We start from the raw sequence: 21198 nt of genomic DNA, 5'->3' as shown, positions 1-21198 counted from the left end.
GCAAACTATGGAAAAGGTGAATCACATGAGCGTTCAAAAGAACGATGACCGTAAAAAACTGGATCTAAAGCTACCTCTCATGCCTTGGTTCGTTCAGCAGTTTATTGATTATAAGCGTCCTGATCTATCCCCATCCACCCTGCTGGAGTATATTCGGGACTATGAGTCCTTTTTTGGATGGCTGCGTGCAGAAGGCCTCTCACAGGCCAACTCCAATACAGAGATCACTCTGCTGGAATTAGAAACCCTGCATATGGATAGTATTGTTGGATACCGCCTACACCTCACTACCCGAGCTGAGGGAACCAATACACGAGTAACCGTGTCCCGTAAGCTGTCCGCATTACGCTCTTTATTTCATTATTTAAGTCAAATCGCTGAGGACGAGAACTTCTATCCATTGCTTAAGCGAAACATTATGGCTAAGGTTGAAGTTAAACGAACGCATAAACCTAAGGATACTGCTGCTAAATTAAAGGGCAAGATTCTAGAGGATGAGGAACTGCTGGAATTTGTGGGGTACATTTTCGAAGGATATGGACGAGATGTTGAAGGAAACAAGCAGGCCTATTACTCCTTTCAATTAAATCGTGAACGCGATGCCTGTATTGCCAGCTTAATTCTGAATTCTGGTCTTCGTGTATCCGAAGTAGTCAATCTAAACGTAGATGATCTGGATGTTAACAACAAGCTGATCTATGTCACCCGAAAAGGGAACAATGATGAAACCTTCAAAACCCCTGTTTATTTTCGAGAACAAGCTAAAGAGGATTTAGCTCTTTATTTAAGCCTACGTCAATCCCGTTATAAAACGCCGAAGAGGGAAAAAGCTTTATTTATCGCTTTGCCCAATGGACGGCAAGAAGGCAAACGCATGACCAAAAGAGCCATTCAAGAAATGATTATTAAATATGCAAAACGCTTTGGTAAGCCCTATCTAACGGTACATAAGCTTCGTCACTCTTTTGCAACAGACTATTATCTGCAAAACGATATTTATAAAACGAAAGAACAGCTCGGGCATGCTTCGACAGAAACAACCGAAATCTATGCTCATCTCACGGACAAAACGATGTCTGAGGCGATTGAACGCCGTTTGGATAGTTAATTTTTTGCGAAAAGCCGGCCATACCCTATCCGATTTTTATGGAAAAGGTGTGGCCGGCTCTCTTTTTACATGGTTTAGAAAGACTGATCAGATTAGCATTATGTTGAAATATCGGCTTTTCTATTGTGAATTTTTCATATATTGAAATGTTATAAATAATATCGTTGGCATATTAGATAATTAGCTATTTCCGTCCTATTGTTAATGTCAAAAAGCATTTTACCTTTATCCTATCCCCGTATTTCTCCCGGAAGCTTGATAATAGTCACTTTAGCACCCGCAGATAAGCCTCGATCCCCTGGTGGAACAACAATCAGACAATCGCTATCCTTGATCGTGACCATCACGGAAGATTCGTCTATCGCTGCTGGAATGGCATAAAGGCTGCCTTCACGGATCTCTAATCGCGCTCTAACAAATCGGGTAAAGTCATTCACTCTGTTATAATCTGCACCGAGTGTGGCGCTCCATTCTGGTAAGAACGGCTGTGACGCACACTGCATTAATCTGATAACCGGACGTGCGAACAATTGAAAACCAACGAAACAAGCACCTGGATTACCTGATAGGGCTAACAGCAGCTTACCACCTCTAACAGCAGCAGTGGTTACACTCCCCGGACGCATCGTCACTTTATTAAATAACATATCTCCACTCTGTTCACGAACCAAATCGCCCATAATATCATAATCTCCTACCGATACTCCACCCGTAGTGATTACAAAATCATAGGTTTCCAGCGCCATCTGTACTTTACTTCGAGCCAGCTCCAGATCATCCACAATAGATCCCAGCATCACGGGCTCCCCACCTGCCTCTTTGACTAAAGCTTCGAGCATGGGTGAGTTGCTGTTTCGAATTTTGCCAGGCTGTAGTGGTTCATGTACCTCTAGCAGCTCTGTGCCTGTCGCAAAGATAGCTACCTTAGGCCGACGATAGACTTTCACTGTATGTATGCCAAACGCTGCCAGAACAGCTATATCCCCGGCAGAGATTAATCGCCCCGCTGGCAGCACTAGCTCACCAGAGCTTAACTCCAGCCCCATCGGTGTGATATTAGACTTCGCTTCCTGCTTCTTTCGAATACCTACGTAAGTCTTTCCTTCCTCCTCACGTGTCTCCGTTACTTCTAGCATAACTACAGTATCTGCCCCTAACGGCACTTGTGCTCCAGTCATTATCCTTGCGGCTGTTCCCGAAGTTATATCTACCGATGCCACAGCGCCACATGGAATATTGTCCACCATTTCTAACCATACGACTTGTCCATTTACACAGTGACTTGTATCTGCTGCAATAATTGCATATCCATCCATGCTAGAACGGTTAAACGCGGGAAAAGGATGTGGCGCAATCACTTCCTTAGCCAAATAACGTCCACAGACCTCATTCAATGAGACCTCCTGTGACTCTAGCGGATTAGCAAATTTGATTATTTTGGCCTGTGCCTCTTTTACTTGAAGCGCGCTGCGCTGAAATTTATGATCCTTCATAACATACCTCCGCTCTAAATCGTCCGTTTTTTGTAGTACAATAGGTACTATTTTAACATGAGCTATCCTGAAGTAAAATGAATGGTGGAAACGACATTAATCCTTTACCGATTTCAGCTACGTAATTACAAAAAAAAGATGCGATCTCAAGATCACATCTCTTACGATTCATGTCTAGGATGCTCTAATTACCTTCACATCACCAGGAATTACTTTCTCCCCTTCATACAGCATGAACCGTCCATGTTGCCATTCTACACGCAGAAGCCGAGAATCATCTGACTGATACTGCCATACATGCTGCTCTCCACCATTCATAAAAGGGGTTTGGCCTAGGGCAGCAACATATCCTTCATACTCTTCCTCCAGAAAAAATGTATAATCATCCAGTTCAAGTGTTGTTGGAACCTCAGCAGGATTATCTAAGCGCCCATCAATAGGTTTATATAAACCATATTGCAGCTGTTCCCGCTCCTCAATATGCAAATAGGCAATTTGACTACCATCTCTTAATGTCAGCACTACCGCATTTCGTCCACGATTATGGGTCCTGCCGGTAACCTCGTAGGTAACGAGCGATACTTCACAGATGTCTCCGGGAGACAAATTAAGCATACTTTTCTGAACTTCCTGTGCCGCTGGTTTGGAGAAAAGATTACCTATACGTTTCCATATACTCAACTTGACCGTTCCCCCTACATAAATGCAGAAATAATTAAAGCTCCCGTAATTTGCAGTGAGCCTGATAATAAGCCGTACCCGATTTTGCCAAGCTGTGTACCATGATCCAGATCCAGATTCCCCCATTTAGCCAAGAGGAGACGAACCGTTCTTTCCAATATAAGCAAAAGAAAAAAAGATACAATCGAGATCAGCAAAGCATCTGGCAGGCTGTTAGAAGCAGCTATCGATGATGATAAAATGAATGCCTGTGCCAATAGCTTCATTACAAAACGTGTAGTAACTGCCATATTTCCAGCCTTTAACTCTTCTAAATCATTGTATCGAGTGAAGAGTGAATCTACGAACATCAGCACAAACAGCAACACCGCGCCGCTCACTGTCCACACGACCATGGACACCAGGATATGGAAATCCATTCTAATAGCCCCCGCTTATTCATTTTGCATGCTGTCATAAGCATAGATAAAGCGAAGAGGAAACGATATTCCTGTCTCCCCTTCGCCTGTGAACATCAGCCGTGAAACGGCTAAGATCAAATGTTATTGCTTCTCGTATTGTTTCATCAGAGCAGCCAATTCATCTTCTACTGCTTGATCTTTGTTCAACTTCTCGAACTCATCATCAAGTGATTTGTTGCCCGAGCTCATCTCGTTGCTAGCTTCGGCTTGAGCTTCTGCTTGCAGCATTTTTTCTTCCATACGTTTCAGGCCAGCAGATGCGGAATCAGAGCTGAAACCACTCATCGCTTTATTAATTTCGGTTTGAGCTTTAGCAGCATTATAACGAGCAACCAAGGTTTCACGTTTGTTCTTCATTTGAGTGAGCTGCTTACGCATTTCGTCAAGCTTCCCACGAAGATTATCCGCAGATGCTTTGTTCTGATCGAAGCTAGCTTTGTATTCTACCAGTTTAGCTTCAGCAGCCTTCTTCTCTTCCAGAGCTCGGCGAGCAAGGTCAACATTACCAGCTTGAGCTGCAGCATGTGCCTGTTGCGTACGTTTGTTAACAAGCGCTTCCTGCTCTTCATAAAGCTGCTTGAACTTTTTCTCAATAGCGATTTGAGCCGCTACAGCTTTTTCTGCATCTTCCAAATCTTCGGTCATATCACGAATGTACTGATCGGTCATCTTAATCGGGTCTTCTGCTTTGTCGATAATCGCATTCACGTTAGACATTGTTAAATCGCGCAATCTTTTAAATATAGACATGGTTTCATTCCTCCAAAAGATAATTTAAATACTCACTTGATATCTTTTACGCAGAATTGCCAATCCCGTTTCACATTTGTTGCGCTAAATATTGAATTACTTTATTATTTACGATCTCAACGACCTCTTTAATACCTTCTTTCGTGAGATCGTCGTAATGAATGCCCATAACTACTGTGACCGTCTTGTTTAAAGCCTCAGCTACCCTAATGGCAATATCTTCGCTTATCGTATTCTCTTTATGATGAGGAACGGCAGAGGTCTGCACTTCCACCCGCTCTCCATTTAAATACGCAGTACTTGCCGCTCCAATATGACGAACGCCCCCACTAATTACGAGTAAAAGATCACGTCCGACAGGCATCGCCGTCAGCTCAATATCCTCGGGGTTAATCTTGTTAGAAGTCAATAGTATCTCCTCACTACTCCACTTTATATAATGCCACGTATTTCATCCAAGGATTGAATATTCTCTTGAACCATGAATTGCTCAAGCTCTTCAACAAGCTGACTACCTGCTCTCAAATTCATGAAATTGTAGGTTCCTACTTGGATTACCGAAGCACCTGCCATAATAAATTCAATAATATCAGTAGCTGTGGTGATGCCCCCCATTCCGATTACTGGAATAGATATGTTCTGTGCGACTTGATGCACCATGCGCAAAGCAACTGGCTTAATCGCTGGTCCGGACAGTCCGGCATACAAGTTATTAAATACACTACTTCTCCGTCGCACATCAATTTTCATCCCGGAAATGGTGTTGATCAGCGAGACAGCATCTGCTCCCTCTGCCTCACACATTTGCGCCATCTCAACGATATTCTCAGCACCTGGAGACAGCTTTACCGCAAGTGGTAGCCTAGTGGCACGTCTAACAGCTTGTACTACTTTTTGCGCTTCTGAAGTCTTGATTCCAAATGCAATTCCACCCTCTTTTACATTTGGACAGGAAATATTCAACTCAATCATATCAACAGCTGGTTTACCTACGCTTAATCGAAAATCTGCATCACGCTGGATTATTTCTGCTCCAAGTACGTAATCCTCAAGCGTCCCGCCCCCAAGATTCACCAAACGGGCTGTATCGAGTGTCTCCCAATAAGGGCATTCTTTTTCCAAGAACGCAGCTACACCGGGATTCTCCAATCCTACACTATTCAGCATGCCAGAGGCTGTCTCATAAACTCGAGTGCCAGGGTTACCTGCTTTTGGATGGAGGGTGAGCCCTTTCCCTGAGATTCCACCTAGCAAAGATACATCATACAGCTTTCCATATTCACGACCAAAGCCGAATGTTCCTGAAGCCATTACAATCGGATTCTTAAAATGAACGCCTGCAATAGTTGTACTCATCTTAGTCATGAAAAATCACCTCCTCAGAAAGGAACACGGGTCCGTCTGCACAGGCTTTTCGCTGACCATCACGACAAGAAACACTACAAACAAGACAGGCACCAATGCCGCAAGCCATTCGATTCTCTAGAGAGAGATAAACTTTTGTATTGCTACCCGCCTCTTCGGCCGCTACGCCTTTAAGCTGTGCAGCTTTAAGCATAGGATGTGGGCCGCAAACGAAAACATGATCATACTGACTAAAATCCACACGATCCAAAATAAATCCGCCTACATCTACTGTAAGCTCGGCTGCTAATGGACGAAAAGCTTCTGTCCGGTAAGCTTCCCGACTAAAACCTAGAAAGATATCACAACCAGGCAGCTGCTTTGCACAATAATATAGCGGCGCTATTCCAATTCCACCACCAATAAGTGCAACCTTGCCTTCGACCTGTGGGAATCCCGTGCCAAAAGGCCCTTCAAGCTCCACTGAGTCACCAGGAGTCAACCGTGAAAATATCTCAGTGCCTTCCCCCACTACGTGATATAAAAATTCGACACTATCCTCTTTTACTTCATGTATACTTAACGGTCTGGAAAGGATCGGATAAGCATCCCATGCCCGTAACATGTAGAATTGACCCATTTCACCGCCGCTATTCGTTTCAACTTTAAGGTGGTACACTCCGTCAGTTAGCCGATCGTTACTTAAAACCATCCCCACGTTATCAAGCTCCTTCAAATTTTATCTTTATTAAGATTGCCTTAGAAGGAGTATAAAATCTGTGACAAACTTCACATTCAAAGCGCGCTATCCCTTTTTCCAGATCCCGCGTTCATAAGGTTTGGGGACATTACGTACGCTTCCAAGCGCCTCTTCCGCATGTAAAGACCAATAGGGATCGCTCAACATCCCACGGCCAACGGCTATCAGCTCTGCCCGTTCTTCCGCGACAATGGACTGTGCCTCAGTAAAGGATTCAAGCCGCCCCACTGCAATTACAGGCACCTGTAATTCACTACGGATAAACTCTGCCAGATCCACTTGATAAGCAGGGCCTGCACCCGGCCCTCCATTTGAACCTATAGGACCTTCTCCTCCAGAAGAAACATGGAACAGATCCACTCCAGCATTCTTATACCGTCGGCAAATATCCAGAGCGTATGCAGCATCATATCCACCCTCTACATATTCCTTCGCAGATATTCTCATAATCAATGGCATGTCTACAGGAACCACTTCTCGGACTGCTTTAACTACCTGTTCTCCGAACAACGCAGGATCTTGTCCATATTCATCATCTCTGGTATTCGTCAATGGAGAATGAAACTGATGAATTAAATAACCATGTGCACCATGAATTTCGACCGTATCAAATCCTGCCTCTATAGCTCTGCGCGCCCCTTCACGGAAGGCCTCAATTAATTCTGAAATTCCTTTTTTAGAAAGGGCCTGTGGCGTTTTGAAATTAGCATCAAAAGGAATTGCTGATGGAGCCACTGGCGGCTCTGCATCCACAGCTTTTCGTCCAGCATGTCCTAATTGAACAGCGATTTTTGATCCATACGCATGTACACCATCCGTGATTCTACGATAAGCTTCAATTTGCGAATCACTCCAGATTCCTGTATCTCGATTAGTGATTCTACCATCTGGATGTACGCCAGTCATTTCCACGATAATAAATCCTGTACCGCCAATAGCACGGCTTACATAATGAACATAATGCCAATCATTAGGGATGCCATCCTCTTTATCCACCGAATACTGGCACATAGGTGGCATGACAATACGATTCTTCAGCGATAACCCCTTCAATTCATACGGTGCAAACAAATCAGACATTCATGTCTCCATCCTTCCGTAATCTATAATTGACTCGGGAATTCCCCGTTCTATTAGTATACACGCATTGGTTCCTTCAAGAAATCTTAACCAATACTGTATTGTTATCAGCATAAATCTACCCATCTATGGAGATAACAATTAAGAATATGACGGTGATCAGGTAGTAAAGGAGGCAGATGGGGATGTATTTTCAACGGAGAGGTCAGAAACTGCTTATAGTATTAGGAACAATCATAACTATGCTATTCCCAACCTATTCTTCAGAGGTTGCGTCAGCGCCTGTACAGAGTCAGAAGACTCCGCAAGAACAAACACAAAGTGTACCCGCTTCAGACGAAGATACGGCAATTTCAGCAGGTAGCGCTGCTACAAATAGTTCGACACTTAACAGCAATAAAAACACTAAAGGTCTGACATTAAGTCAGCTGTTACACAAATACCCAGAGACTTTTAAGACTAGTGGACCTCGGAATAAAGTCATAGCACTTACTTTTGATGATGTTCCTGATCCAAGATTTACCCCCCAATTGCTTAACATCCTGAAAAAATACAATGTCAAAGCAACCTTCTTTGTGGTGGGAAGCAGAGCAAAAAAACATCCAGCTTTGGTGAAAAGAATGATTAGAGAAGGACATGCGATTGGAAATCACTCGTATAACCACCCTCAGTTTGTGAAGCTTGCGATGAATGATTTTCAATCACAAATCATAAAGACCGAGGATATTATACAAACCTTGGCCGGATATAAACCACGACTAATTCGCCCACCCTATGGGGATATCAGTGAACAGCAGCTAAAATGGGCAAAAAGCCATGGCTACACGCTCGTGAATTGGAATGTGGACTCATTGGACTGGAAAGGACTTTCCAAAAACCAAGTCAGAAATAATATTCTAGCCCATATTGGGAGAGGAGCGATTATTCTTCAGCACGGTGGAGGCGGTCCAGGTAGTCATCTACAGGGAACGATTCAGGCTTTACCTGAAGTAATCACTATTATGCGCAAGCGGGGCTATACTTTCGTTACCGTTCCTCAATTACTACAAGTGTCCAAAAGTAAATAAATTACCCCCAAATATATATTTTATAATACGTAAAAAAAAAAAAAAAACGGAGGCAGCCGCTAAGGACTCCCTCCGTTTCCTGTGTAACCTTATTTTAGAACTTTTCATATCTCATAGGTATTCTCTCTATTTTTATCTATCTATTTAACAATGTATAATTGTACATATTGATAACCGAATGATGATACAAAGCTTTGGCTACCAGGGATAAAGATATCGATACGATTGCCTTTTATAGCACCGCCCACATCCGTTGCCGTTGCTAAGAATGCATCTTTAGGCAATCCATCATGTGAATGGCCTGTCACCAATACTTTGGTACCGAGAGGAATCACATTTGGATCAACAGCAATAGTTCCAAGTTTGAGAGGATTTCCGAAATAATCTACTGCACCCCATCCGCCGTTCTCACTGCTTGCAGAAGAATAAGCTGAAGCTTTGACTTGAATCGATTTGTCATAATTAAAGGACTTACCCCATGCTTCAACTGTTTTGGACTCTGAGTTTACATTCAGACTTGGTGTAATCACTGGTGATTTGTCAGTTGTAGTTACGGACTCAGCCTGCATCTTACTAGGGATAGTAATTTCAAGACCTTCGTAAATGTTAAGTGCTGCAACGTTTGGGTTTGCTTTCATTAATTCATTCACACCTACATTATATTGCTTGGATAAAGTATAAAAAGTGTTGCCATCCTTAGCGATATGAACGCTGTCTGCATGAGCTGGGACGGCATGCAGTAATGCACTGATTCCCATAATTGCAGCAAGGGTTTTAATTGTTCTAAATCTGTTCTTCATAATTGCCTCCTCATTAGATGGGCGTGAACGGTATCACTTCCGTATACGCTCGTGTACATTTTAAGTACTTATGTACAACCCGTGTGTGATTTCTTGATGTGTTGCAGTCTTTTGTAAAACTGACAGGACTTAATATATCACAATTTTGTAACCTGTGCTTATGTAATTGTTACCATTGTGAAAAATCAAGTTTCAATATTGTCATTTTTTCGGATTGTGGTTAACATATTTTTCATTATGTAAACTACATTAAAAGATACATGCACCATTTTTTTAAAATTATCATATAAAATTCCCGAAGATTTTACATAGCGTTAACATTTCATGCTTTATCCAATAGTAGAATGATAGAATATGATAAATAGAATAGATATAGACAACGAATCATATTTGGAGGTCCCATGAATACAGAAGAGAATAAAAACAACCAAAGCAGCCCAGCCACTGCTTACCTCAATAGAGATTTGAGCTGGATCGAATTTAACCGACGCGTGCTGAAAGAAGCTCAAGACCCTGATAATCCGCTAATGGAGCGGGCTAGATTTCTGGCTATCGTCTCAAGCAATCTTGATGAATTCATAAGCGTTCGAGTGGCAGGAATTCAAGATCAAATCCGGGCAGGCTATACTAAAAAAGATTTCACTGGCTACACCCCTTCCGGGCTATACAAACGTCTCATCAAGCGAGTTACCAAAATTGTTGCCGACCAATACCGGATTTTCCGTGATATTTCACGGAGCTTGCATAAAGAAGGTATCGTTTTTGTTGATTATGAGGATCTCACTCATGCACAAGAACAGTCCATAGAACAATATTACCGGGATATCATTTATCCTGTACTTACGCCAATGGCTGTAGATCAGAGTCGACCGTTTCCACTCGTTCATAGCCAATTTATCTATTTAGCAGTAGTTCTTACTCGTAAGAATGGCCTTGAAGAAGAGCCTTTTTTTGCTATTCTGCAAATTCCATCTAATCTGCCAAGATGTATCCCGCTACCACACCGGTCTAACAGTAAGAAACGGCAGTTCGTATTTATAGAGGATGTCATCCGTCATCACATTCAAACTTTATTTAGTGGTTATGAGCCCGTTGCCGTTAGTGAATTTCGTTTGACCCGCAACTCTGATCTCACGATCGACGAAGAAGGGGCCGAGGATCTTCTAGAAGAGATTGAAAAGGAGCTGCGCAAGCGTCGCCGCGGTGTTCCAGCAAGACTTGAAGTACAAAAAGGAATTCATCCATATGCCTTGGAACAGCTGCAAGCTGAGTTTGAAATTGAAGATTTCGTATTCGAAATTGAAGGTCCGCTAGATCTAAGTTTCCTTCGTAATTTCGCCGGCAGTATTAAGGGCTTTAGTTACTTAAACTATCCAAGCATTGAACCCGTCTACCCTGCTGAATTTGAAGAGAACGAGGATTTCTTCGAGGTATTACGTGAGCGAGATGTCCTGGTCTATCACCCTTACGAATCCTTTGATGCGATGACGGACTTTATCATTCAAGCCTCAGAGGACGAACAAGTGATGGCCATTAAGATGACTTTATACCGCGTGAGCGGAAACTCTCCTCTGATCACTGCACTCGCTAATGCTGCTGAATCCGGAAAACAGGTAACAGTCGTTGTTGAGTTAAAAGCCAGATTTGATGAGGAACGTAACATTGCTTGGGCCCGCCAACTTGAAAAATCCGGATGTCATGTCGTTTATGGTCTTGTTGGTCTAAAAACGCATGCCAAAGTTACCTTGATTGTCCGTCAGGAAGGCCATGAATTACGTCGTTACGTGCATGTAGGCACAGGAAACTACAATGACAGTACAGCCAAAGTCTATACGGATCTCAGTCTATTTACTGCTCAAAGCGATATCGGACTTGATGCTTCCGAGCTGTTTAATCAAATGACTGGCTATTCCGCTGATTTTGACTGGAATTCCTTCATTGTAGCTCCAACGGACATGAGCCTTTCCTTACAAAAGCTGATGAAGCGTGAAGCGGAGCATGCTGCAGCTGGAAGACCTGCACGTATCATTGCCAAAATGAACTCACTCTCTAATCAACAAGTCATCGACGATTTATATGGTGCCGCACAGGCCGGTGTATCTATCGATTTAATCGTTCGGGGGGTTTGTTGTCTTCGTCCGGGGATTGAAGGCTTGAGCGAAAACATTACGGTTCGCAGTATTGTCGACCGCTTTCTGGAGCATTCAAGAATTTACTATTTTGAAAATGGCGGGAAGCCTGAGGTGTATTTATCCAGTGCAGACTGGATGACTAGAAACCTAACCCGACGGATCGAGCTGATGTGTCCGGTAAGAGACAGCAATATTCGTAAACAAATCGTTAAGATTCTTGAACTATCCCTTAAAGATAATGTGAAGGCCAGCTTCTTACAGCCTAATGGGTATTACGAGCAGCCAGACGACAAAAAGGCCCCTTTCCGGAGCCAGTTCGCAGCAATGGATGTTACACGTTGGAAGGAAAATCGAGTTTTACCTTCACCGCCCAAGCATTCTTAAATGCTTTTAAGGCGTTCTCAATGTCCTCTAGACCAATCAGAAGCGCTGAAGCGCCCTCAAGATCCAGATTAAGAGTATTGCCGTGGAGATTAGCCTTCAGGCCGCTTACAATCCCGATCTCGGTGCTGTCTAGTGCAATGCTTAGCTGCACAAGCGATCCGAGCTTATGAATCCACTCTTCGTCGGAAGGCAGTAAAATGTCCTTATACATCTGGGACAATTTCTGCTTCCGGCTTTTTGTGCTATACGAGGCAATCATCGCGCACAGGATAAGCTGACGGTGTGTCAGTCCACGAATCGGTGAATTCATCAGCCAATACAGGGTGTGTCGTTTAGATTGATAATAGTTAATGTTAGACCCTGTCCGATGTAGCATGATGGATACATAAATTAACATCTCATGTTCAGCTTTATTCTCCTCATCCTTGAATGCGTCAAACAGACTTAGAGCAAGCTTGTTAATATGATCTAAATACCGTTTAGAAGTACGAATATCAAACCGAATAATCGTATTTAAACTGTATTCAAGCGCACTGTCTCGCACCGGTTGCTCCGGCTTCAGTAGATCATGTAGCATACCTTCCCTGAGCCCCTCCCCGCTGATTACAGCCTGGCTAGCCCCAATATACTGATATACCGTATGGAAAATAATCAACCCAGATACGATGATATCTGCTCGACTCTTAGACAACCCATCTAAGTCTTTACGCTTATCATAAGGCATTGAAGGTAATGTGTTCATAAAATGCTCAATCGTCTCACTGGCCATGGTGTAACCGTGAGAGTTAGGTAATGAGTATGCTCTAGTCTTTTGATCCAGCTTACCTAGAGAACGAACCGTACCTCCCAGACCAAACAGTGGAAGACCTGCTGTTGAGTTAAGCCAATCATGCTCTACCAATCTCCCCAGAACATAGGTCTCGAGCTTCTGAATCTGCTCTCCATTCCAGTTCCCACCTTGACCAAACATAAGATTGGTATTCACCGCTCCGAACGGAAAGGAAATACTATGTTGATAACGCCGCCCGCGAAAAAGTGTGATTTCAGTACTCCCGCCACCAATATCGATGACATAACCATCTTCAACATTAAATGCATTTATGACACCTAAGAAGCCAAAATAAGCTTCCTGATGACCACTGATAACCTCAATGGGTATGGTTGAAGCTTCTGATAAAAAGGCAATAATTTCACTGGAGTTAGCAGCATTTCTGATTGCCGCTGTAGCGCCCGCACGAATGGTTTCTACATCAAAAGCATTGCAGATCTCCTTAAACTGGCGCAAGACTGGGATGATCGTCTCCATATCCTTCTGCTCCAGTCGACCTTCCTTCGTAATCTTCTCACTAAGACGCGCAGAGTACTTACACTCCTTGATGATCTTATAGCCTCCCTCCGGCGTTGTATCATAGATTACAAGACGTATGGAGTTAGAACCAATATCGATAATGCCTATCCGGCGCAGATCATCTCTCATTATGTATGTACTCCTTTTCAAGTTGTTTGACCATCTATTATACATGGTTTACATAAATAAATGAACTCAGTCCATTATATCCTCAAATTACGCAACTGTTAAAAAAATAAAGCGGCACCCGGATAACTTGCCCGAGCGCCGCTACAATTTGACTTACTTATAACACTTTACTTAAAAAATCCTGTGTACGTACATGCTGAGGATTTCCGAATACTTGTGCAGGTGTACCTTGCTCTACAATCACGCCGCCATCCATAAATAGAATACGGTCGCCCACTTCGCGTGCAAAGCCCATCTCATGCGTAACTATGACCATTGTCATCCCATCTTCTGCAAGCTTCTTCATAACCTCCAGCACCTCACCGACCATCTCTGGGTCAAGGGCTGAGGTTGGCTCGTCAAAGAGCATCACATGAGGCTGCATCGCCAGCGCCCGGGCAATCGCGATTCGCTGCTTCTGTCCTCCTGACAGTTGAGCAGGATAAGCATCCTTTTTATCTTCTAGGCCTACAGTCTTGAGCAGCTCCATTGCGAATTTATCAGCTTCGGACTGCTGCTGTTTTTTCACCTTAATCGGTGCTAGTGTAATGTTCTGCAGAACTGTTTTGTGAGGAAAGAGGTTAAACTGCTGAAATACCATTCCCATCTTCTCACGTGTGACATTAATATCGTGCTTTTTGGAGGTAATAGATTCACCTTCAAAAGTAATTTCGCCACCAGTTGGCTGCTCCAGGAGATTCAAACAGCGCAGAAAGGTACTTTTACCCGATCCACTCGGTCCGATAACGACGACGACCTCACCTTTATGAATCTCCAAGTCAATTCCCTTGAGAATTTCCAGCTTCCCGTAATTTTTTTGCAAGTTCTTAACGGCGATCATCGGTATTCAGCCTCCTTTCCAGTCTACCTAGGATCTTCGATAGCGTAAATGTCAGCACAAAGTACATAAATGCGATAATTACAAGTGGTGTCATACCATCGTAAGAAATCGTTGTAACCGTACGTGCTTGAAACATCAAATCCGTAACGCCGATAAAAGAAATAATCGATGATTCCTTGATAATGGTGATAAATTCATTTCCGATTGCCGGAAGAACACTCTTGAGTGCCTGCGGGAGTATGATATGGCGCATAGTCATCCCTTGCTTCATTCCAAGTGAACGGGCTGCCTCCATTTGTCCACGATCTACCCCTTGTATCCCAGCACGGAAAATCTCTGCAAGGTAAGCAGAACTGTTAATGGATAAGGTGATTGCCCCCGACTGAATCGGTGTAAATTCAATCCCGAATGTAGCCAATCCATAATGGATCAGAAACAGTTGTACAAGCATAGGTGTACCACGAAGGAATTCTACCCAGGCTGTTGCCAAGAAGCGAAGCACACTCCATTTGGACATACGTAGCAAGGAAATAATAATCCCTAGAATAAAACCAAAGAAGACGCCTAGAACAGCAAGCAGCAAGGTATACTGCAAACCGGTTAGGAAAAAATCACGATAATCATAAGCCATTTTAAATAAAGTAATGTCCATAACCTTTCCTCCCATCTCCAAAAAAATAGAAAATAGCTTATTGTCGCTATTTTCTGTATACACATACAATTTACTTTAGCAGACTTTAAAAATATCCGTTGTATCTTTACTTCGTGCTATCTGCAAGCTCACTAGCTGCCGTTACGTACTCATCAATTTTACCTTCTGAGTTTAAACGTGTCAGTGTGCTGTTTACTTGATCCAGTAGCTCTTTATTTCCTTTTTTAATACCAATAGCATAACCGTCATCTTCAACTTCTGGCTTAGCATCAGTAATTACAAGACCAGGAACATTCTTAACGAATGATTTTGCGACGGGCCCTTCAATGATAGCAGTATCTACACGATTGGATTGCAATTGTAGAACAATTTCGGAGATTTTACCAAGCGAAGTGATTTTCGCTCCCTCGATCCCTTTAGCAATTTCTTCTTGAATGGATCCAGTCTGCACACCAATTTTAGTACCTTTTACAGCATCCATAGTGGCGTATTTATCTTTGTCCGCTTCGCGCACAACAATCGCTTGCTCAGCCTTGTAATAAATGTCTGAAAGATCAACAGCTTTTTTACGTTCTTCCGTCGGGCTAAGTCCAGAAATTACAATATCTACTCTTCCGCTGGACAATTCGTTCAATAGTGAGTCGAATGGCAAGTCCTTAATTACAAGTTCAGCACCCATATCAGCAGCAATTTCCTTAGCGATATCGATATCGAAGCCCACGATAGTATCTTTACCGTCTACAACTTTATGGAATTCGTACGGAGGAAAATCTGCACTTGTGCCCATAGTAAGCTTCTTAGTAGCCCCACCGTTAGTTGCATTTCCACTTGCAGCGGTATCACTATCATTTTTATTTTGACCGCAGCCTGACAACAGGCCTACTGCTAATAACATACCTAAACTAAGTTTACCCCATTTGTTCATTTCTATATCTCCCCTATTCGTATGAAAAAAATCCAAGTTGACTCTTTGACCGACTTATTATAAATCAGAACGCATGAATATGCAAAGGCATAATTGTGACAATAACTTCCTTTTAATGGGTTTCAAAGCAAAGAATTCATTCTTCTGAAACATATTATTCAACATTTATTCAAATTTTATATAATTTTATACATTTTTACTATTCCCTAACTTAACCAAATCATGCGGCAAATCACCCCTAATTTTCATCAAAAAAAGGAGTGCACTAAAGTATGAGTTATACTTCAGTGCACTCCCTTATTAACCTATTACGGAATCTAATGAATCCTTATTCCGTAATTTCATTATAAATATCAATGTACTGTTGCGCCGATACATTCCAGCTATAATCGCCAGCGAATGCGTTTTTCGTAATCTTTTTCCAGTGTTCAGGCTGCTTGTATAATGAGATCGACCGGCGAAGCGTAAACATCATATCGTGGGCGTTGTAGTTACTGAACGTAAAGCCGTTTCCTTCACCGGATTCTTCATTATAAGCTTGAACAGTGTCATTCAGGCCACCAGTTTCCCGCACAACTGGTATGCTACCATAGCGTAAAGCGAGAAGTTGACTGATCCCGCAAGGTTCAAACTTGGAAGGCATAAGAAAGATATCACTAGCAGCATATATTTTGCGTGAGAGTGCATCATTAAAGAGGATTTGTGAAGATAGCTTTGCCGGATAACGCCAAGCCGCTTCCTTAAACCACCGCTCATAGGACTCATCCCCCGTTCCAAGCAGAACAAATTGAATGTCATCCTTATACAATAGCTCATCCAATACACGCGTAAGCAAATCTAAACCTTTGGAATCCACAAGACGAGTAACCATAGCCACCATCGGAATATTAGCATCCACAGGTAGTCCTAATTCCTCCTGCAAGGCTAATTTGTTCTCCGTTTTCTTCGCCAGATTAGAACGATAACGGGTAGCAAGACTTGTATCTGTTGCAGGATTATAACTTTTTGTATCTATTCCATTCACAATACCGCTCAAAACATCCGCTCGCGCATTCAACAATCCATCCAGTCCGTAACCATAATAAGGTGTTCGAATTTCTTCCGAGTAGGTTGGACTTACTGTGGTGACACGGTCGCTGTATACAATGCCACCTTTTAAGAAATTCACATTCCCGTAATACTCCACACCTCCAAAATAACTGCTGTCAAGACCCAATAGCTCCCCAAGCACCTCATATGGAAACACACCCTGATACAACAGGTTATGTATGGTAAATACACTTCGCATTTCGCTGTAAAATGGATTGTGTCGATAATGACCCTGAAGCAGCATTGGGATTACAGCCGCATGCCAATCATGGCAATGCAAGACGTCCGGCTGAAAATCAATAGCTGGCAGACACTCCAGCACCGCACGATTATAGAACGCGAAGCGTTCCCCATCGTCCATATATCCGTAGATTCCGTCCCGTCCAAAATAATATTCATTGTCGATAAAGTAAACGGGAATACCGTCATAAACCATATGTTCGATCCCGCAGTATTGATTACGCCAACCGATTGGCACATACACTTCTGTTAAATGCTCCATTTTTGAAGTGAACTTTTCTGGAATCCCACGATATTTAGGCAAAATCACTCGTACATCTACCCCGGCACCCTTCAGCGCTTTAGGTAATGCCCCAATGACATCGGCCAGACCACCCGTTTTGATAAATGGATGAGCTTCAGCTGCGGCAAATAAAACTTTCATGATTATTTCCCCCTTTAAAGTGTACGGATTCTCTATTCGTTCTTTAATCTATGACTCATTTGCCTCTTTACTCTTACCCACTCGTGACGTTTTCTTAAACACCAGGAAGCTAAGAGGCGGTAATGTTAGCTCTATACTGTTCACCTGATTATGCCATTCTAACTTTTTGCTCTTCTGAGGCAAGTTGTGTATACCCGAACCTCCGAACGCTACATCTTCCGAGCTAAAAAGTTCTTCATAGGTCCCTGGGCGTGGAACCCCTATACGATACTGTTGACGCTGGACAGGTTGAAAATTGATGATAAACAGCAACGTATCTCCAGGCTTCTTGCCTTTTCGCAGATATGAAATTACGCTTTGTTCATTGTCATCTGCATCAATCCATTGATAACCCTCTTGGGAATGATCAAGCTCCCACAGGGCTTTCTCCGAGCGATACAGTTTATTAAGTGCAGCTGTGTAAGCTAGCATGCCGCGATGGCTGTCATAGTCCAGCAGTAGCCAATCCAGCTGCTCCTGATCCTTCCACTCAATAAATTGACCAAATTCTCCACCCATGAACAGGAGTTTCTTTCCGGGATGAGATATTTGATAACCAAGCAGCTGTCTAAGTCCTGCGAACTTTTGTTCATAAGAACCGGGCATTTTGTCCAGTAACGACTTTTTGCCATGTACAACCTCATCATGTGATAACGGTAATGCATAATTTTCGGCATAAGCATAACATATTGGAAATGTTAATAAATTATGATGATGAGGACGCCCCCAAAAATCATGTTCTATGTAGCCCAATGTGTCATTCATCCATCCCATATTCCATTTGTAGTTAAAACCGAGGCCACCTTCATGAGCTGGTGCTGTAACTCCCGGCCAAGCACTAGATTCTTCTGCCATCATTAATGCCTTAGGAAAATACTGAAATATCGCCTTATTCAGGTTCTGAATAAATTTGATGGCCTCTAGATTCTCCAGACCACCATTCACATTGCGTCGATATTGATGAGCTTGTTTTTCAAAATCGAGACGAAGCATGCTGGTAACCGCATCTACACGCATCCCATCAATATGATAATACTCAAACCAAAAGAGTGCATTAGAAATGAGGAACGAAGAAATCTCAGGCTTGCTGAAGTCGAACGATAGGGTTCCCCAGCCTGGTTTTTCCGCTAACATTGGATCTGCATATTCATAAAGTGGCGAGCCATCAAACATTCTTAAACCGTGTGCATCCTTTGCAAAATGGGCCGGAACCCAATCCAGAATGACACCAATTCCAGCTTGATGCAAATGATCGATTAAATACATCAACTCATGGGGTTCACCATATCGGCTCGTAGCCGCAAAATACCCCGTACCTTGATAGCCCCATGACAAATCGTATGGATGCTCAGCAAGCGGCATAAACTCAACATGGGTATAACCCATTTCCACCAAATATGGAATTAATAATTCACTCATTTCCTGATAGCTGTAAAATTCCCCATCTTCTTTTTGACGCCAAGTTCCAAAATGCATCTCATAAATGTTCATCGGTTGATGATATGGAGCTTTACTCTTTCTCCGCCATGCAGCATCTCCCCAACGATAACCACTGAGATCCGTAACAACGGATGCAGTCGCCGGTCGAACCTCAGCTTTGAAGGCAAAAGGATCCGCTTTTAGGAAGCTGGAGCCATCACTGGCAACAATCCTGTATTTGTAAAAAGTTCCCGGCTGTATTCCCGGAAAAACACGACTCCAAAATCCTGAATCGGGTATCTTATATAACGAGTCCATGTCCTGCGTTCCATCCCAGCCATTATGATCACCAGCTAGTCCTACATATGTCGCATGAGGAGCCCACACGGTAAAGCGCACGCCCGTAACGCCTTCTTCAGCGGCAGTGTGCGCACCCAGCATAGAATAGCTGCGATAATTGGTGCCCTCATGGAACAAATAAATATCAGATGCTGACGGAAGGGTATCGATTGTTGCTTTTTCAGCCAATTCTACACCACCTTTTTTGAATGCTTGTACCTATTACATTACCCGAATATTACCATTTTGAAAATGATTTGATGTGAAAACAAAAGATTTTCTGATAAAGAAATATTAATTGTAATTTTTCTTTTTACACAGCAATATACTTCACCTATGTCGTTTCAAGTGCTTGTCGTGAGTTTATATATCAAGCATTGACAAAATAAATGGGAGGGATAACAAATGAATAACAAAAAAGATTGTATCGCCATGCTCTTGGCAGGAGGGGAAGGCCGCAGATTGGCTCCCTTGACTTCCAGTATGGCTAAGCCTGCAGTCCCTTTCGGTGGACAGTATAAAATTATTGATTTCCCACTAAGTAATTGTGTAAATTCTAAAATTGATACAGTAGGTGTCCTGACGCAATATGAAGCTGAATCCTTACATGAACACATCGGTGAAGGTGAACCTTGGGGTTTACATAGTCAAAAGGATAAAGGTGTAACCCTGCTTCCTTCCGGTGTTGAAGGCAGAGACAGCTATACAGGAACTGCTGATGCGATTTATAAGAATATTGAGTATATCGATAGCCGTAATCCAGAACATGTTCTCATTCTATCCGGTGATCATATTTACCATATGAATTACCGGAAAATGTTGGATTACCATGTAGAGAAGGCTGCAAAAGCCACCATCTCCGTAATGGAGGTGCCTTGGGATGAAGCTAGTCGTTTTGGAGTGATGAACGTAAATGATGAACTAAAAATCTCTGAGTTTGCGGAAAAACCAAAAGTACCTAAAAGTAATTTAGCTTCTATGGGTATATATCTGTTTGAGTGGGCTTATCTGAAGGAGCACTTGTTGCGGGATGCAGCTAATCCTAATTCCAGTCATGACTTTGGTAAAGACGTTATACCAACGATGCTTGATCAGAATGATGATTTATTCGCTTACCGCTTCAAAGGATACTGGAGAGATGTAGGTACTGTGGGTAGTCTCTGGGAAGCACATATGGATCTTCTGCAAAAAAACAATGGCATGAAGCTCGACAAAGCTCATTGGCCGATGTATAGCCGGAGTCGCCGGACTAAGCTTGCTGTTCACAAACCACGTGTTCAGATTCCATCAACGGACTCTCTCGTGAATGAATTCTGCACGCAAGAAGGCAGCTTGCAACGTTCTGTAATCTTCAATGGTGTGGAAATTGGCAAAATGAGCCAAATTAAACAAAGCGTTATTATGCCTGGCGTTCGAATCGGACGTGGAGTACAGATCGAAAATGCCATTATTGGCGAAGGTGCCATTATTAAGGATGGTGCTGTCGTCAAGGGAAGTATTAACAATATCGTAGTTGTTGGGCCCAATGAGACCGTAGCTCCTAAGCCAGCGGTTCGAAATCAACCCTCCCGTCTGTTTCAGGATGTTTATGAGAAGACAGGACGTCTACGGGAAGTTCTCCCTTCATAAAACCATTATATATATAAATACTTTA

At 42.8% G+C, this 21198-nt stretch carries 19 protein-coding genes; 4 read left to right on the top strand and 15 right to left on the bottom strand.

Features of this window, described 5'->3' with window-relative positions; genetic code table 11:
- The first annotated feature begins 25 nt into the window (after positions 1-25).
- The gene (gene xerS / locus ACFWMP_RS14750) at positions 26-1108 is read left to right on the top strand and encodes a tyrosine recombinase XerS (protein WP_339796103.1); all 1083 of its coding nucleotides are present in this window, start codon (positions 26-28) and stop codon (positions 1106-1108) included.
- Between the two features lie 230 nt (positions 1109-1338).
- Here the strand turns inward: xerS and ACFWMP_RS14745 are convergent, their stop codons facing one another.
- From ACFWMP_RS14745 to ACFWMP_RS14710, 8 genes are all read right to left on the bottom strand, one after another.
- Positions 1339-2601 carry a molybdopterin molybdotransferase MoeA gene (locus ACFWMP_RS14745; protein WP_379424060.1) on the bottom strand — a complete coding sequence of 421 codons (1263 nt, stop codon included), beginning with the start codon at positions 2599-2601 and terminating at the stop codon, positions 1339-1341.
- Between the two features lie 174 nt (positions 2602-2775).
- Positions 2776-3282, bottom strand: a complete 507-nt coding sequence (locus tag ACFWMP_RS14740) for a DUF4178 domain-containing protein (protein WP_042188751.1) — start codon at positions 3280-3282, stop codon at positions 2776-2778.
- A gap of 14 nt (positions 3283-3296) precedes the next feature.
- A complete protein-coding gene (locus ACFWMP_RS14735; protein WP_094869154.1) occupies positions 3297-3701 on the bottom strand; it encodes a DUF350 domain-containing protein in 405 nt (134 codons plus the stop codon).
- Between the two features lie 123 nt (positions 3702-3824).
- Positions 3825-4493 (bottom strand): PspA/IM30 family protein, encoded by a 669-nt coding sequence (locus tag ACFWMP_RS14730; protein WP_042188756.1) that lies wholly within the window; start codon positions 4491-4493, stop codon positions 3825-3827.
- A gap of 70 nt (positions 4494-4563) precedes the next feature.
- Positions 4564-4902 carry a prenylated flavin chaperone LpdD gene (lpdD, locus tag ACFWMP_RS14725; RefSeq protein ID WP_379424059.1) on the bottom strand — a complete coding sequence of 113 codons (339 nt, stop codon included), beginning with the start codon at positions 4900-4902 and terminating at the stop codon, positions 4564-4566.
- 23 nt (positions 4903-4925) lie between these two features.
- A complete protein-coding gene (locus tag ACFWMP_RS14720) occupies positions 4926-5858 on the bottom strand; it encodes a dihydroorotate dehydrogenase (protein ID WP_379424058.1) in 933 nt (310 codons plus the stop codon).
- Positions 5851-6555, bottom strand: a complete 705-nt coding sequence (locus ACFWMP_RS14715; protein WP_379424057.1) for a dihydroorotate dehydrogenase electron transfer subunit — start codon at positions 6553-6555, stop codon at positions 5851-5853. The genes ACFWMP_RS14720 and ACFWMP_RS14715 overlap by 8 nt, the downstream gene beginning before the upstream one ends.
- Positions 6556-6642: 87 nt before the next feature.
- Positions 6643-7677 carry an NADH:flavin oxidoreductase/NADH oxidase gene (locus tag ACFWMP_RS14710; RefSeq protein WP_379424056.1) on the bottom strand — a complete coding sequence of 345 codons (1035 nt, stop codon included), beginning with the start codon at positions 7675-7677 and terminating at the stop codon, positions 6643-6645.
- 185 nt (positions 7678-7862) lie between these two features.
- On the opposite strand from ACFWMP_RS14710, the gene ACFWMP_RS14705 reads away from it, so the two are divergent.
- Positions 7863-8744, top strand: a complete 882-nt coding sequence (locus ACFWMP_RS14705) for a polysaccharide deacetylase family protein (RefSeq protein ID WP_379424055.1) — start codon at positions 7863-7865, stop codon at positions 8742-8744.
- Positions 8745-8884: 140 nt separating this feature from the next.
- Here ACFWMP_RS14705 and ACFWMP_RS14700 read toward each other — a convergent pair whose 3' ends face one another.
- A complete protein-coding gene (locus tag ACFWMP_RS14700) occupies positions 8885-9544 on the bottom strand; it encodes a 3D domain-containing protein (RefSeq protein ID WP_149647339.1) in 660 nt (219 codons plus the stop codon).
- A gap of 401 nt (positions 9545-9945) precedes the next feature.
- On the opposite strand from ACFWMP_RS14700, the gene ppk1 reads away from it, so the two are divergent.
- Positions 9946-12060 (top strand): polyphosphate kinase 1, encoded by a 2115-nt coding sequence (ppk1, locus tag ACFWMP_RS14695; protein ID WP_339265039.1) that lies wholly within the window; start codon positions 9946-9948, stop codon positions 12058-12060.
- Here ppk1 and ACFWMP_RS14690 read toward each other — a convergent pair.
- The 6 genes from ACFWMP_RS14690 to glgB all read right to left on the bottom strand — a co-directional run bounded on the left by ACFWMP_RS14690 (position 12008) and on the right by glgB (position 19733).
- Entirely contained in the window at positions 12008-13537 is a 1530-nt protein-coding gene (locus ACFWMP_RS14690) for a Ppx/GppA phosphatase family protein (protein WP_042188766.1), read from the bottom strand. The two genes, ppk1 and ACFWMP_RS14690, sit on opposite strands and share 53 nt — an antisense overlap.
- Positions 13538-13694: 157 nt before the next feature.
- On the bottom strand, positions 13695-14417 hold the full coding sequence (locus tag ACFWMP_RS14685; RefSeq protein ID WP_042188767.1) for an amino acid ABC transporter ATP-binding protein: 723 nt from the start codon (positions 14415-14417) through the stop codon (positions 13695-13697).
- On the bottom strand, positions 14404-15069 hold the full coding sequence (locus ACFWMP_RS14680; protein WP_234535415.1) for an amino acid ABC transporter permease: 666 nt from the start codon (positions 15067-15069) through the stop codon (positions 14404-14406). The genes ACFWMP_RS14685 and ACFWMP_RS14680 overlap by 14 nt, the downstream gene beginning before the upstream one ends.
- 106 nt (positions 15070-15175) lie before the next feature.
- Positions 15176-15994, bottom strand: a complete 819-nt coding sequence (locus tag ACFWMP_RS14675; protein WP_042188769.1) for a transporter substrate-binding domain-containing protein — start codon at positions 15992-15994, stop codon at positions 15176-15178.
- A 328-nt stretch (positions 15995-16322) separates the two neighbouring features.
- Complete coding sequence (glgA, locus tag ACFWMP_RS14670; protein WP_379424054.1) at positions 16323-17747, bottom strand: glycogen synthase GlgA; 1425 nt, start codon at positions 17745-17747, stop codon at positions 16323-16325.
- A gap of 48 nt (positions 17748-17795) precedes the next feature.
- Entirely contained in the window at positions 17796-19733 is a 1938-nt protein-coding gene (gene glgB / locus ACFWMP_RS14665; protein ID WP_379424053.1) for a 1,4-alpha-glucan branching protein GlgB, read from the bottom strand.
- Positions 19734-19949: 216 nt separating this feature from the next.
- Between glgB and ACFWMP_RS14660 the strand changes: the two genes are divergently transcribed.
- A complete protein-coding gene (locus tag ACFWMP_RS14660) occupies positions 19950-21173 on the top strand; it encodes a glucose-1-phosphate adenylyltransferase (RefSeq protein ID WP_339241566.1) in 1224 nt (407 codons plus the stop codon).
- The last annotated feature ends 25 nt before the right edge of the window (positions 21174-21198 follow it).

The organism is Paenibacillus sp. NPDC058367 (assembly GCF_042723305.1).
GTDB lineage: Bacteria > Bacillota > Bacilli > Paenibacillales > Paenibacillaceae > Paenibacillus_AQ.
This window is presented reverse-complemented; position numbering and strand designations above follow the sequence as displayed.

Bases quoted from the DNA above. Each gene is read 5' to 3' on its own strand.
- xerS (WP_339796103.1), top strand. From the start codon at position 26: ATGAGCGTTCAAAAGAACGATGACCGTAAAAAACTGGATCTAAAGCTA.
- ACFWMP_RS14745 (WP_379424060.1), bottom strand. From the start codon at position 2,601: ATGAAGGATCATAAATTTCAGCGCAGCGCGCTTCAAGTAAAAGAGGCA.
- ACFWMP_RS14735 (WP_094869154.1), bottom strand. From the start codon at position 3,701: ATGGATTTCCATATCCTGGTGTCCATGGTCGTGTGGACAGTGAGCGGC.
- ACFWMP_RS14730 (WP_042188756.1), bottom strand. From the start codon at position 4,493: ATGTCTATATTTAAAAGATTGCGCGATTTAACAATGTCTAACGTGAAT.
- ACFWMP_RS14720 (WP_379424058.1), bottom strand. From the start codon at position 5,858: ATGACTAAGATGAGTACAACTATTGCAGGCGTTCATTTTAAGAATCCG.
- ACFWMP_RS14710 (WP_379424056.1), bottom strand. From the start codon at position 7,677: ATGTCTGATTTGTTTGCACCGTATGAATTGAAGGGGTTATCGCTGAAG.
- ACFWMP_RS14705 (WP_379424055.1), top strand. From the start codon at position 7,863: ATGTATTTTCAACGGAGAGGTCAGAAACTGCTTATAGTATTAGGAACA.
- ACFWMP_RS14700 (WP_149647339.1), bottom strand. From the start codon at position 9,544: ATGAAGAACAGATTTAGAACAATTAAAACCCTTGCTGCAATTATGGGA.
- ppk1 (WP_339265039.1), top strand. From the start codon at position 9,946: ATGAATACAGAAGAGAATAAAAACAACCAAAGCAGCCCAGCCACTGCT.
- ACFWMP_RS14690 (WP_042188766.1), bottom strand. From the start codon at position 13,537: ATGAGAGATGATCTGCGCCGGATAGGCATTATCGATATTGGTTCTAAC.
- ACFWMP_RS14685 (WP_042188767.1), bottom strand. From the start codon at position 14,417: ATGATCGCCGTTAAGAACTTGCAAAAAAATTACGGGAAGCTGGAAATT.
- ACFWMP_RS14680 (WP_234535415.1), bottom strand. From the start codon at position 15,069: ATGGACATTACTTTATTTAAAATGGCTTATGATTATCGTGATTTTTTC.
- ACFWMP_RS14675 (WP_042188769.1), bottom strand. From the start codon at position 15,994: ATGAACAAATGGGGTAAACTTAGTTTAGGTATGTTATTAGCAGTAGGC.
- glgA (WP_379424054.1), bottom strand. From the start codon at position 17,747: ATGAAAGTTTTATTTGCCGCAGCTGAAGCTCATCCATTTATCAAAACG.
- ACFWMP_RS14660 (WP_339241566.1), top strand. From the start codon at position 19,950: ATGAATAACAAAAAAGATTGTATCGCCATGCTCTTGGCAGGAGGGGAA.